Origin of the sequence: Deinococcus pimensis DSM 21231 (genome assembly GCF_000519345.1) — a bacterium.
Classification (GTDB): domain Bacteria; phylum Deinococcota; class Deinococci; order Deinococcales; family Deinococcaceae; genus Deinococcus_A; species Deinococcus_A pimensis.
Map to the genome: position 1 here is coordinate 88,509 of NZ_KI912657.1, position 11,327 is coordinate 99,835.

Annotated in this window: 12 protein-coding genes; 4 read left to right on the forward strand and 8 right to left on the reverse strand. The window is 71.7% G+C overall.

Annotation, left to right across the window (positions count from 1 at the left end; genetic code table 11):
* The coding region (locus DEIPI_RS35715; protein ID WP_245588587.1) for a sensor histidine kinase at positions 1–1,180 on the forward strand (1,180 nt) is incomplete at its 5' end.
* Between the two features lie 40 nt (positions 1,181–1,220).
* On the opposite strand, the gene DEIPI_RS0116665 is transcribed toward DEIPI_RS35715, so the two are convergent.
* The 3 genes from DEIPI_RS0116665 to DEIPI_RS0116675 all read right to left on the reverse strand — a co-directional run bounded on the left by DEIPI_RS0116665 (position 1,221) and on the right by DEIPI_RS0116675 (position 3,753).
* Positions 1,221–2,402: a branched-chain amino acid ABC transporter substrate-binding protein gene (locus DEIPI_RS0116665; RefSeq protein WP_027482514.1), complete on the reverse strand. Its 1,182-nt coding sequence runs from the start codon at positions 2,400–2,402 to the stop codon at positions 1,221–1,223.
* Between the two features lie 64 nt (positions 2,403–2,466).
* Complete coding sequence (locus DEIPI_RS0116670; protein ID WP_027482515.1) at positions 2,467–2,694, reverse strand: hypothetical protein; 228 nt, start codon at positions 2,692–2,694, stop codon at positions 2,467–2,469.
* 69 nt (positions 2,695–2,763) lie between these two features.
* Positions 2,764–3,753: a heme-dependent oxidative N-demethylase subunit alpha family protein gene (locus DEIPI_RS0116675; RefSeq protein WP_027482516.1), complete on the reverse strand. Its 990-nt coding sequence runs from the start codon at positions 3,751–3,753 to the stop codon at positions 2,764–2,766.
* Between the two features lie 132 nt (positions 3,754–3,885).
* Here DEIPI_RS0116675 and DEIPI_RS31985 point away from each other — a divergent pair, with 132 nt between their 5' ends.
* Positions 3,886–4,722, forward strand: coding sequence for an AfsR/SARP family transcriptional regulator (locus tag DEIPI_RS31985; RefSeq protein WP_052351797.1), 837 nt, complete (start codon positions 3,886–3,888; stop codon positions 4,720–4,722).
* 96 nt (positions 4,723–4,818) lie between these two features.
* On the forward strand, positions 4,819–5,535 hold the full coding sequence (locus DEIPI_RS31990; protein WP_045234536.1) for a phosphatase PAP2 family protein: 717 nt from the start codon (positions 4,819–4,821) through the stop codon (positions 5,533–5,535).
* Here the strand turns inward: DEIPI_RS31990 and DEIPI_RS0116690 are convergent.
* Together DEIPI_RS0116690 and DEIPI_RS37990 are read right to left on the reverse strand one after the other, a co-directional pair.
* Positions 5,513–5,743 (reverse strand): hypothetical protein, encoded by a 231-nt coding sequence (locus tag DEIPI_RS0116690; RefSeq protein WP_027482517.1) that lies wholly within the window; start codon positions 5,741–5,743, stop codon positions 5,513–5,515. The genes DEIPI_RS31990 and DEIPI_RS0116690 overlap by 23 nt on opposite strands.
* A gap of 398 nt (positions 5,744–6,141) precedes the next feature.
* The gene (locus DEIPI_RS37990) at positions 6,142–6,306 is read right to left on the reverse strand and encodes a hypothetical protein (RefSeq protein WP_157463745.1); all 165 of its coding nucleotides are present in this window, start codon (positions 6,304–6,306) and stop codon (positions 6,142–6,144) included.
* A 484-nt stretch (positions 6,307–6,790) separates the two neighbouring features.
* On the opposite strand from DEIPI_RS37990, the gene DEIPI_RS31995 reads away from it, so the two are divergent.
* Positions 6,791–8,044: a serine hydrolase domain-containing protein gene (locus DEIPI_RS31995; protein ID WP_052351798.1), complete on the forward strand. Its 1,254-nt coding sequence runs from the start codon at positions 6,791–6,793 to the stop codon at positions 8,042–8,044.
* A 4-nt stretch (positions 8,045–8,048) separates the two neighbouring features.
* On the opposite strand, the gene DEIPI_RS0116705 is transcribed toward DEIPI_RS31995, so the two are convergent.
* The 3 genes from DEIPI_RS0116705 to DEIPI_RS32005 form a co-directional block, all read right to left on the reverse strand.
* Positions 8,049–8,813 (reverse strand): sugar phosphate isomerase/epimerase family protein, encoded by a 765-nt coding sequence (locus tag DEIPI_RS0116705; protein WP_027482518.1) that lies wholly within the window; start codon positions 8,811–8,813, stop codon positions 8,049–8,051.
* Positions 8,810–9,928 carry a Gfo/Idh/MocA family protein gene (locus DEIPI_RS32000; RefSeq protein WP_045234537.1) on the reverse strand — a complete coding sequence of 373 codons (1,119 nt, stop codon included), beginning with the start codon at positions 9,926–9,928 and terminating at the stop codon, positions 8,810–8,812. Before DEIPI_RS32000 ends, DEIPI_RS0116705 begins: the two co-directional genes overlap by 4 nt.
* 4 nt (positions 9,929–9,932) lie before the next feature.
* Positions 9,933–11,327 (reverse strand): glycoside hydrolase family 3 C-terminal domain-containing protein (locus DEIPI_RS32005; RefSeq protein WP_211238309.1); only part of this gene is annotated, 1,395 nt, incomplete at its 5' end.

The following is an 11,327-nucleotide window of genomic DNA, read 5'->3' on the forward strand; positions in this document are numbered from 1 at the left end:
GGCGAGCGCGGCGCTCGAACGGCTCGGCCCGGCGCTGGGCGCGTCGGCGATGCTGGTGGTGCCGCTCGACGGGCGGGCTGTGCGTACGCCCACCATCTGGGGCGAGCCGCCGGGAGCCATCCTCGACGTGATGACGCGGCCCGACCTGACGCTCGACCACACGCCGCTCCTCGCGCGCGTCTTCGACGGCGGCGCCCCGCTGTACGTGGACGACTACGGCCGGGAGCCCGACGTGGTGCGTGGCGCGGAGGGTCAGGCCTGCGCGGTCGAACCGATCACGGGACGTGGAAAGAACGTGGAGGGCTTCCTCGTCGTGTGGCGCCCGAGCCGGGAGGGCGGCTGGACGAGCGGCGAACACGACCTCGTCCGCCGGGCCGCCGCCACGGTGGGGACGGCGCTGGAGCGCTCGGAGGCCGCGGCGGAGGTGGGCCGTCATCGTGACGCCCTGCAGGAGCTCAACGCGAACCTGCGGCGCAGCAACGCCGAGCTGGAGCGGTTCGCGTTCGTCGCGTCACATGACCTGCAGGAGCCCCTGCGGACCATCGCGAGCTTTTCCGAGGTCCTCAACCGCCGTTACGGAGACGTCCTCGACGAGCCGGGCCGCAAGTACCTCTCGCTCGTGACGCGCGGCGCGGAGCGGCTCAAGCTGCTCATCGACGATCTGCTGGTGTTCTCGCGCCTCAACGCGCGGCGCGAGCCGCCGCGTCCCCTCGCGGCGGACGTACCGCTCGCGGAGGCGTTGCGTCGGCTGGACGCGCTCGTCACGACGGCGGACGCGACGGTGCGCTCCGCTCCCCTTCCGCTGGTGCTCGGCGACGAGTCGGAACTGACGCAGCTGTTTCAGAACGTCGTGGGGAACGCGGTGAAGTTCAGGCGTGAGGGCGTCGCGCCCGTGGTGGAGATCGCGGCGACCCGCGAGGACGGGATGTGGCACTTCACGGTGCGGGACAACGGCATCGGCATCGAGCCGACGTACGTGGAGCGGGTCTTCGGCCTGTTCGAGCGGCTGCACGTCCGCGACCGGTACGAGGGGACGGGTCTCGGGCTCGCCATCGTCCGCAAGATCGTGGAGCGGCACGGGGGCCGCGCGTGGATCGAGTCCGTCCCGGGCGAGGGCACGGCGGTGCACTTCACGCTGCCCGCCGTGGACGGGGAGGAAGGGTCGGGCGGGTCGACGTGAGGAGGGGCCGACCCGCGGGTCGGCCCCTCCTCGTCCGCGCTCAGGGCTGGGTGGGGGCGCTGTAGCGCAGCACCTTCTCCACGCGCGGGGCGAGGGTGTCCGCGCCGACGCGCATCAGGAAGAGCGGGGAGCTGGCGCGCTCGCCCGTCTTGGTGAAGGAGACGGTGCCGGTGATGGTCCCGTCCGCCGCGACCTTGCCGCCGCGCACGGCCGCCGAGACCTGCGCGCGTGTGGGGAGCTTGCTGGTGGTCGTGACGGACTTGAGGCCGCTGAGCAGGACGTTCGCGGCGTCGTACGCGAAGGCCGCGAAGCCCGACGGGCTCGTCTTGTATTCCTTCTCGTAGGCCGTGACGAAGGCGGTGCGGTTCGCGAAGGCGCTCACGGGGCCGTACACGGTGGTGAAGAGGGTGTCGGCGGCGTCCTTCTGGGCGAGCTTGACGAACACGCTGGAGTCGAGGGCGTCGCCGCCCATGAAGGTGGCCTTGACGCCCGCGGCGCGCAGCGCCTTCACGAAGGGCCCGCCGAGGTCGGGGGTGCCGCCGAAGAAGACGAGGTCCGCGCCGCTCGCCTGGACGCGCGGGGCGAGCGCCTCGAGCGCGGCGACGTCGGTCGCGCCGATGTACGCGGCGATCTTGATGCCGCTCTTCTTGAGGGACGCCTGGATCTGGGTGCTGAGGCCGTTGCCGTAGGTGGTGTTGTCGCTGACGACGAAGACGCTCTTGGGCTTGAGGGTGCCGGCGATGTACGCGCCGCCCGCCTCGGCCTGCGCCTTGTCGGGCGCGACGAGACGGTTGAAGTGCGTCCAGCCCTGCGTGGTGAGCTTGTCGGCGGTGCTGGCGGGCGTGACCATCGCGACCTGTCCCTTCGCGAGCACGCCGCCCGCCGTGAGGCTCACGCCGGAGTTGAGGGCGCCGACGACGGCGAGGACGCTGTCGTCCTTCAGGATGGTTTCGGCCTGCTTCGCGCCGACCTGGGCGTCGCCCTCGTCGTCGAAGGCCTGGAGTTGCAGCGTCACGCCGAGCTGTGAGAACTCGCGCTGGCGGAGCTTCACGGCGAGCTCGGCGCCGCGGCGGACGTCGTTGCCGAGCGATTCGAGCGAGCCGCTCAGGGGGCTGAGGGTGGCGACCTTCACGACCCGCTGCGCGTCCGCGTGGGCGAGCGTGAGGAGGCCGCAGAGGGTAAGCACGGACAGGGCCGAAGAGCGGCGGAGCGGGTTGTGCATGCCTGACGCTACCGCGGTTCGTCTTACATTCTTCTGACAGCCTGAAGGTTTTGTGAGAAGCCGGTCACCACCGCTCGTAGTTCGTGGGCTTGGGGTGGCTCCAGTGCACGGCGCGGACGACCGCGCCTCCCCCTTCGTCTGCCGGACGCAGGACGCCCGTCACGGTGAAGCTCTCGTCCGCGCCCAGCAGGAGGGCGCCGTTGGGTGGGGTGGGCACGCCGGGCTTGAGGTACAGCACCGGCCGTCCGACGTGCTGCTCGACACGCTCGATCATCTCCAGTGTGAACTTCATCACGTCCAGCGTAGGAAGCCCGAGGCCGGTCGCGGTGAGGACGGAACGAGGAGAGCGTGAAGTCGAGGTTCACCTGCCGGGGTGATCCCCGCGCAACCACGCCACCACGTCGTCCCGCCACGACGTCATCCCCTTGTACCGCAGGTGCTCCACCTTCATCGACACGAGCGCGAGCGCGAGCCGCTCCCGTCGTGACGGGTCATCCGCGACCTCCAGGAGCGGCGTCAGGTACGGTCTGATCGTGAACACCGCGCCCGCACCGCCGGGGAGGGGCGCGAGGGTCTGCCGTTCCACCCTGAGCCACGTCGAGGACGGATCGAAGTCACGGACCTCCTCGTGCACGAGGGCGGGGTGCGCGCCGAACCCTCCCGAGGCGTGCAGACCCCACGCGAAACGCACGAAGGGACCTTTCGTCGTCATCGCCGTCGTGAGTCGGGACGCGGCGGACAGGAGCGCTCCCGCACCGCCCACGGGCGCGTGGACGGCCGCGAAGGACCGCCCCACCTTGTCACGCGGGTCCCAGCCCTGCGGAAAGCAGACGTGCAGCGCGGCCTGCCAGTCCTCCTGGGTCGCGGGGTCGCGCGCCACGACCGTGAGGTCCTCGGGCACGTTGAGCGCGATGAAGTCCAGCGCGTCGCGCGGCTCGACCTCCCGGACGAGGTGGGCGAGCGGGCCGTCCTTCCGCCGCAGCCCCTCCACGCTTCCCCGTTCGAGGTCGAGGCGGGCGGACCATCCCAGCCACGCGTTGGCGAGCCTCTGCCCGTCCCAGGTGACCGCGCCGCCCGAATCCCGCGCGAGGGGCGCGAGGAACGCCTCCAGCGCCGCGCGGCGCAGGTCGGGCGGGAGCGCGGCCTGCACGTAGTGGAGGTGCAGTCTCGCGCGCACCTCCACCTTGGCCCGCACGAACTCCGGGAGTTGCCGATCGAAGGCGTACACGTGCGATTCGGCGCGTCCCTGCACGGCGTGACGCCCGAGGACGAGCAGGCCGGGCGTCACGTCGTACCGCCCGTGCTCGAAGGGGGTGTACACGGGCGGGGCGGCGTCGGGAAGCGGCGTCATGTCCCTCATCGTGCCTCATTCAAAGGTGACTTCCTTCATTCTTTCTTGAGTAAGCCCGCCTACACTGTTGAGGAACCGCACCCTCCCGCCGTGCTCGAACAGGGACCCCAGGTCCCACCCCAGGAGACACGTGTGTCCACCCTCAAGCTCCGTACGTTCGGCCGCGCCGAGGCCACCCTCGACGGGCGTCCCGTGAAGTGGACGGCCGAGGGCGCCCGCGACCTCGTCTTCCTGCTGCTCTCACGTCCCGACGGCCTCGGACGCGACGAGATCATCGACGTGCTCTGGCACGAGGACCCCGACGCCCGGAGCGGCAACCGCTTCCGCGTCACCCTGCACCGCGCCCGCACCGCCCTCGGTCGTCCCGACGCCGTCCGGGAGGACCACGGGCGCTACGTCCTCGCCGACGACGTGCTCCGCGCCAGCGACGTGTACGCGCTCCACGCCGCGCTGGAGGACGCTGCCCACGCCGAGGGGGACGCCCGCTACTTCGCGCTCAGCCGCGCGCTCGAAGCGTACGCCGGCGATTTTCTCCCGCACGTGAACGCCGACTGGGTCCGTTCCGCGCGAGAGGAGCACCGCGCCGCGTACACCCGCGCCCTGATCGAACGGTCCCTGCTGCACTGCGAGTCCATGCACTGCGACCTCGCCGTGCGGGACCTCGTGGCTGCCCTGCGCGCCGACCCTTACCTCGGGGAGGACCACCACCAGAAACTCATGACGTGCCTCACCGTCGTGGAGGACAAGTACGCCGCGACGGAACACTACCGCCGCTTCGTGAAGTTCCTGCGCGAGGACGTCGGCGACACCCCCATGCCGGAAACGGCCCTGCTCGCCGAGCGCGTCAAGGACGGCGAGCGGATCTGCAGTCGCGCGGGCGGTCACGTGATCGCCGTGACGCACAACTGCCCGCTCACGGCGGACGGCGGTTGCCCCGGGCACTTCGCGGACCTGCTGCGGCTCGTCTGAGCGGAGCGTGACCCGTGAGTCTTTCTTCACGGATGAAGTCCGCTGAGTGATGCGTGGTTCCTCCCGGGAATCCCGGGGGGTAGCGTGTCCGCACCCATGTCCTCGCACCTGCTTCACCTCACGCGGTTCCTCGGTCGGCACGGGCGCCTCATCCTGATCTTCGCGCTGTGTCTCGTGCTGCCGCTCTTCCTGTTCACCAAGATCGCGGACGACGTGTACGACAAGGAGCCCTTCCGGCTGGAGGAGCCCCTCATGCTCGCGATCCACGCCCTGCGCTCGCCCTGGCAGGATCACGTCGCGGCGACCTTCTCGATCCTCGGTTCCGCGCGCGGCATGGCGCCCCTCGCGCTCCTGCTGGCGGTCCTGCTCTACCGCGTACGGCATCGCCTGGGGTACTTCACGGTGCTGACGCTCGGCGGGATCGCCACGGTGAACTTCCTGCTCAAGCAGTTCTTCGATCGGCCCCGCCCGACCCTGTGGACGCCCTTCCTGCCGGAGAACGATTCGAGCTTCCCGAGCGGACACTCGATGTTCGCGACGGCGCTCGCCGCGACGATCGTGGCGGCCCTGTGGCCGACCCGCTGGCGGGTCCTGTCGATCGTGCTGGGCGTGCTGTACGTGCTGGGGATGATGTGGTCGCGGGTGTACATCGGCGTGCACTACCCGACGGACGTCGCGGGCGGCGCGCTCTTCTCCGTCGCCTGGGTGTTCGGGCTCTCCCGGCTGGTGCGGGCGCATCACATGCTCGATCCCGAGAAGCCCGCGCCGTCGGAGGAGCGGCCCGGGCCGCTCACGAGCCCAGGAGGATCCTGACGACGATCCAGTCCGCCTCGCCCTGCACCTGACGCAGCGACCCGATGTCGAAGGGCGCGTCGAGGAAGCGTTCGCGCAGCGCGAGCGCGGCGTCGTGCAGGGCGGTGTGTCCTCCCGTGGAGGTCAGCACGATGGCCTGTGCGACCGAGGTCCGCGCGCTGAGGTGCACGGCCTTCTTCGCGAGCACGTCGTGGTCCTGGGAAGGCATGTCTCGATCATCCCAGGCGACGTGCGGGCGCGGTGAAAAGTCTCGCTTCATGAGTCGTGAGGGCTTCCTTCACCACGCACGTACGGACGGTCAGGTGGGAACCGGCGCACCTTGCCCTGCTCGCGTCGCTTCCCGCCTGACCTGGCGGCGGGTCGCGGGCGGCGTGACGTGCCGGGGACGTGCGCGACTCGGGACCTTCGTGGTCGTGTCGTGCCCCGAGGCCGAGGTCATGGACGCGTCCGGGGGGTGGAGGGACTCGAGGGGAACCATAATTGCTGTTATGTACACTCTTCCGCGAAGACCCCGCGAAGGCGAGGGGACGGCGTCTTCGCGGGCCGAGGCGCAGATCCGTCCCGGTAGAGGATGGGACGAGCGTGGGAGTGCTGGTACGTGAGGCGTCAGGCGGCGCGCGGTGGGCGGGCCGGGTGAAGGTCGGCCTCGTCCAGGGGCAGGTCGTGATCGAGCGAGCGGATACGGGCCTGGGCCTGCGGGAGGGTGAGTTGACCGCGTTCGTAGGCGCTGAGGATGCGTTCGCGGGCGTCGAGGCGTTCCCGTCGGGTCATGTGGTCCTCCTGGACGGCTGAAGAAGTGCGTCGATGGTACGCGCCGATGTGTGAAAAAGTCGTGACTGGCACGGTGCTTGCCCATCTGTGACTATTTTTATACATAGTGGAGAATCTCCCTGCGTTCCGTGCGGCTCGACGAACGATTCCGGCACCGGTCGGACCTGACGGGACCGTGGAACCGAAGCGTCCCAGAAGAAGGTCGATGACCGATCGAACCGCTTGTCCCCGAGCTCGAGCGCTGAGCCCGGAGAAGCACAAGCGGTGTCCGGGCGGTCAATCCTCTGCTCCTGCGGAGGCCCCGGCGTGGGAGCAAGGCACGCGGCGCCGTCCCACGCACCGACCCACCGGGCGAAGCTTTCACGCGGAACGATCTGTCTGCATCCACGGGAATCTATAAAACTTGTCTAGACAACGAAGATGGCTTCAAACGCGACCTCCTCCTGAAGCGGAACTTCCGTGTGCTCGCCGATCTCCAACGTTCATGAACGTTCTGAGGACCACCCTCACGGGACTCGTCACGCTCGCCACGCTCGTCACCCACGCCGCCGCACTCGACCCCATCCACATCCGTGACGCCGCCGACTACTCCGCCAGGCAGCGTGGCAGTGCCCTCCTCGTCGTGCAGGGCGGCCGGGAACTCTACGCGGCGGCGCAGGGCAGCTTCGAACTCACGCGCCCGCACCTCCTCGCGAGCGGCAGCAAGAGCTTCTCGTGCGCCATCGCCGTCGCCCTCGCCGACGACGGCCGCCTCGACCTCGACGAGCGGGCCTCCGACACCCTCACCGAGTGGCGCACCGACGTCCGCAAACGTGACATCACCGTACGGCAGCTCCTCTCCTTCACCAGCGGCCTCCCCGCCCGCGTCGGACCCGCCGCCGTCAGGCTCAACGAGGACCTCTACGGCGCCGCCCTGCGCGCCCCCGCAGAGGCCGCGCCCGGCGCGCGCTACACCTACGGCAACAGCCACCTCGCCGCGTTCGGCGAGCTCGTCCGCCGCAAGACCGGCCAGGACCCGGCGCAGTACCTCCAGCGGCGCGTCCTCGACCCCATCGGCGCGCGCGCCGTCTGGCAGCGCGACCGCGTCGGGAACCCCAACCTCGCCGGGAGCGCCGGCATGACCGCCCGCGACTGGGCCCGCTACGGCCAGCTCGTCCTGCAACAGGGGCGCTGGAAAGGAAGGACGGTCCTCAGCGCCGAGCGGCTCCGTCAGTGCTTCGAGGGCAGCGGAACGCTCGCCGCGTACGGGCTCACGTGGTGGCTCAACGTTCCCTTCGCCGGCACCCTCGACGCGGACGACGAGGTCCCCGTCCGGGCCCTCGGCGGCGCGGACGGCGCCACGCGGCTCGCGCCGAGCGCGCCCACGGACGTCGCCTTCGCCGCCGGAGCGGGCAACCAGCGCCTCTACCTGATTCCGTCCGAGAACGCCGTCGTCGTCCGCTTCGGCGAGGGCGGCCCCTGGAGCGACGAGGAGTTCCTCGCCCGGCTCCTCGGGCGGGTGCCCACCTCCGTCACCCCGCCCACACCCGACGAGGTGGCCGCGAGCGACCCCGGGCGCCTGCCCGCCCTGCAGCGCGCCCTCGCCCGGCTCGACCTGAACTTCCAGGCCAAACGCGACCTCCTCGCCGCCCTCCGGGAGGCCGGAACGAACCGTGACGCCCGCAGCCGCGCGCTGCGTCGGTACCTGACGCCCGAACAGCTGCGGGACCTCACGACGTTCCTGAGAAAGGAGCGCTAGCCCGTCACGTCGTCACGGACAGGGCCCCACGCAACCACGCGGCGTTCGCGCGCGCGCTCTCCAGCGGATCGCGGCGGCACTGGTCCTGCTCCACGATCAGCCACTCCACGCCCGCGTCCCGAGCCGCGTCCAGCACGGCGGGCAGAGGCACCTCACCCTCGCCGAGCTCCACGGTCTCGCGCTCCGCGCCGTGGACCGTCACGTCCTTCACGTGCAGGAGCGGCACCCGCGCCGCGAGACCGCGCAGGTACGCCGCCGGATCCACGCCGCCCGCGAAGGCCCACGCCGCGTCCAGCTCGATCCGCACGTCCGGCGCGACCCGCCACAGGCGGTCGAGCGCGAACTCCCCGTCATGGCGCGCCTCGAACTCGAACACGTGATTGTGGTACGCGAAGGTCAGGCCCCGCGCCCGGCAGGCCAGCGCCCACCCCTGCAGCCGCCCCGCGAAGTCCACCCAGCGCGCCGCGTCGTGCGCGACCGCCGGGTCCACCCAGGGACACACCACGAAGGACGCCCCGACCTCCTGCACCTCCGAGACGGCGCGGTCGAAATCCGCCTCCAGGGCGGGCACGCCCACGTGGCAGGCGACGGCGGTGAGGCCCTCGCCGTCGAGGACCTCCCGCACGCGCGAGGGCGCGAGCCCGCCGAACCCGGCGAACTCGACGCCCTCGTACTTCATGCGCGCCACCTGACTCAGGGTGTCCGTGATGTCGCGGGCCACGGCGTCCCGGACGGTGTAGAGCTGCAGGGCGACCGGCGCGTGCTTCATGGTGTGACCTCCCGGGTCTCGGAGTCGGACGGGGCGGCGGGCAGGGTGGCGGGCAGCGCGGCGGGGCGGGCAGGCCGCGTCTCGATGTCGAGGTGGCGTCCCTGCTCACCGGAAACGAGGGTGGCGTGCATGACCTCCAGGACGTGCAGGGCGAGCTCGCCGCTCGCGCGGTGCGCGCGGCCCTCCGCGAGGGCGAGCGCCATGTCCGCGAGCCCGATGCCCCGGCTGTTGTCCTCGTGGGGATGCGTCAGGGGCAGCGTCTCCCAGTCGTCCGTGAGCATCCGCCGCACCCGCACGGGCCCGCCGAAGGTGTTCGGGTCCGGGAGGCTCAGCGTGCCCTCCGTCCCGTAGATCTCGATGCGCGGCAGCTCGCTCGCCCAGACGTCGAAGCTCGTGACGAGCGTCGCGACGGGCCCCGCGTCGAAGTCCAGCGTGCAGGCCACGTGCGTGGGCGTGCTCACCGGAAAGCGCCGCCCCGAGGGGTCCTCTCCCGCCACGCGCTCCGGGAAGGACGCGCGTGCCGACGCCGCCACACGCCGCACCGGCCCGAGCATGTTCACGAGCGCCGTGAGGTAGTACGGTCCCATGTCGAACATCGGGCCCGCGCCGGGCTGATAGAAGAAGTCCGGGTTGGGATGCCAGCGTTCCGGACCGTGCCCCAGCATGAATGCCGAGGCCGCCACGGGCTCCCCGATGAGGCCGTCGTCGAGCGCCTTGCGTGCGGTCTGCAGGCCAGCTCCGAGGAACGTGTCGGGCGCGCATCCCACGCGCAGGGACCGCCCGCGCGCGAGGTCGAGCACGGCGCGACCCGCGCTCAGGTCGGTCGCGAGGGGCTTTTCCGAGTACACGTGCTTGCCCGCCGCGAGCGCCGCGAGCGACACGTCCGCGTGCGCGGCGGGCACCGTGAGGTTGAGGACCACGTCCACCTCGTCCGAGGCGAGGAGCTCGCCCAGGGGGAGCGCGAGCGGCACGCCGAACTCCTCCGCGCGGGCGCGGGCGCGGTCCAGGTCGAGGTCGCCCACCGCCGTGACCTCCAGATTCGGGGACCTGCGTGGGGCCTGCAGGTAGATCGGGCTGATGTTGCCGACGCCGACGACACCGACGCGTACGGTCACGGGATCACTCTCCTTGGGTCGAGGGGGTGGAGGGCGGCACGGTGACGCGGGCGCGCAGGTCGCCCACCGTCACCTCGGTGTCTCCCGCGGGGAGGCCCCCGAGGGTGAGACGGACGGTGGCGGTCTCGCCGGGCCGCAGCACCGTCCGACCGAAGGCCGCGAGGGGCGCGGGCGAGCCCGAATTCACGGGGCGGGCGAAGGCGAGCAGCGTGTGCGCGCCCGCGCGGCGGCCCGTGTTCGTGACGTCGACCGTGACCTCCGCGGGCGTGACGCGAAGGTTTTCGTACGCGAAGGTGGTGTAGCTCAGCCCGTACCCGAAGGGGTAGAGCGGCGCCGCACCCGCGCGGGGTGCGTCGTACGGCGAGGGCACGTCCGGGGCGGCGCGCGGCCACGTGAAGGGAAGACGCCCCGATGGGTTCGTGCTGCCGTACAGCACGTCCGCCACGGCGCGTCCACCTTCGCTGCCGGGCAGGTACGCCATCACGAGCGCCGCGAGCCGGGTGCGGACGTCGTCCGGAAGCACGACGGGCCGTCCCGCGAGCAGGACCGCCACGACGGGCTTCCCGCTCGCGACGGCGCCGCGCAGCAACGTCACGTCCTGCTCGGGCAGCGCGAGGGCGGGGTTGTCCGCCTCTCCCTCCGCGTGCGGAGGTTCACCCACCACCACGACGAGCACGTCCGCGTCCGGCCGGGGAGGGAGCGTGGGGCTGTACGCGAGGCGCACCTCGCGCGGCACGCCCGCCTTCAGACCGTCCAGGACCGTCACGGCGGGCGTGTCCTCGTTCGCGGGCAGACCCTGCCAGCCCACGGTCCAGCCGCCGAGCTGCGAGCGCGCGTCGCGCGCCCGCTCCCCGAGCACCAGCACGCGCCGGGAGGTGGGGCCCAGCGGCAGGGTCCGCCCGTCCGTGGCGAGCAGCGTGACCGACTCGCGCGCCGCGCGGGCCGCGACGTCACGCCCCGCCCTCACCGCCGCGTCCGCGAGCGCGGGGTCCACGAGCGGACGCTCGAAGAGTCCGAGCCGGAACTTGAGGGCGAGGACACGCCCGGCCGCCTCGTCCACCCGCGCGGCGGGCAGGTCGCCCGAGCGCACGAGGTCGAGCACGGCGTCCGCGAAGCCCGCCGCGTCGTGCGGCACCATCGAGACGTCCACGCCCGCCGTGAGGGCGAGCCGCACCGCCTCGCGGTACGAGGGCGCGACCCCATGGACCGTCTGGAGCTTCAGGACGTCCTCCCAGTCGGAGACGGTGACACCCGAGAATTTCAGGTCGCCGCGCAGCACGTCCGTGAGGAGCGCCCGCGAGGCGTGCGCGGGCACGCCGTTCACGCTGCCACTGTTCACCATGACGCTCGCCGCGCCCGCGCCGAACCCCGCCACGAAGGGCGGCAGGTGGACCGCGCG

Bases quoted from the DNA above. Each gene is read 5' to 3' on its own strand.
- DEIPI_RS0116665 (WP_027482514.1), bottom strand. From the start codon at position 2,402: ATGCACAACCCGCTCCGCCGCTCTTCGGCCCTGTCCGTGCTTACCCTC.
- DEIPI_RS0116670 (WP_027482515.1), bottom strand. From the start codon at position 2,694: ATGAAGTTCACACTGGAGATGATCGAGCGTGTCGAGCAGCACGTCGGA.
- DEIPI_RS0116675 (WP_027482516.1), bottom strand. From the start codon at position 3,753: ATGACGCCGCTTCCCGACGCCGCCCCGCCCGTGTACACCCCCTTCGAG.
- DEIPI_RS31990 (WP_045234536.1), top strand. From the start codon at position 4,819: ATGTCCTCGCACCTGCTTCACCTCACGCGGTTCCTCGGTCGGCACGGG.
- DEIPI_RS0116690 (WP_027482517.1), bottom strand. From the start codon at position 5,743: ATGCCTTCCCAGGACCACGACGTGCTCGCGAAGAAGGCCGTGCACCTC.
- DEIPI_RS37990 (WP_157463745.1), bottom strand. From the start codon at position 6,306: ATGACCCGACGGGAACGCCTCGACGCCCGCGAACGCATCCTCAGCGCC.
- DEIPI_RS31995 (WP_052351798.1), top strand. From the start codon at position 6,791: ATGAACGTTCTGAGGACCACCCTCACGGGACTCGTCACGCTCGCCACG.
- DEIPI_RS0116705 (WP_027482518.1), bottom strand. From the start codon at position 8,813: ATGAAGCACGCGCCGGTCGCCCTGCAGCTCTACACCGTCCGGGACGCC.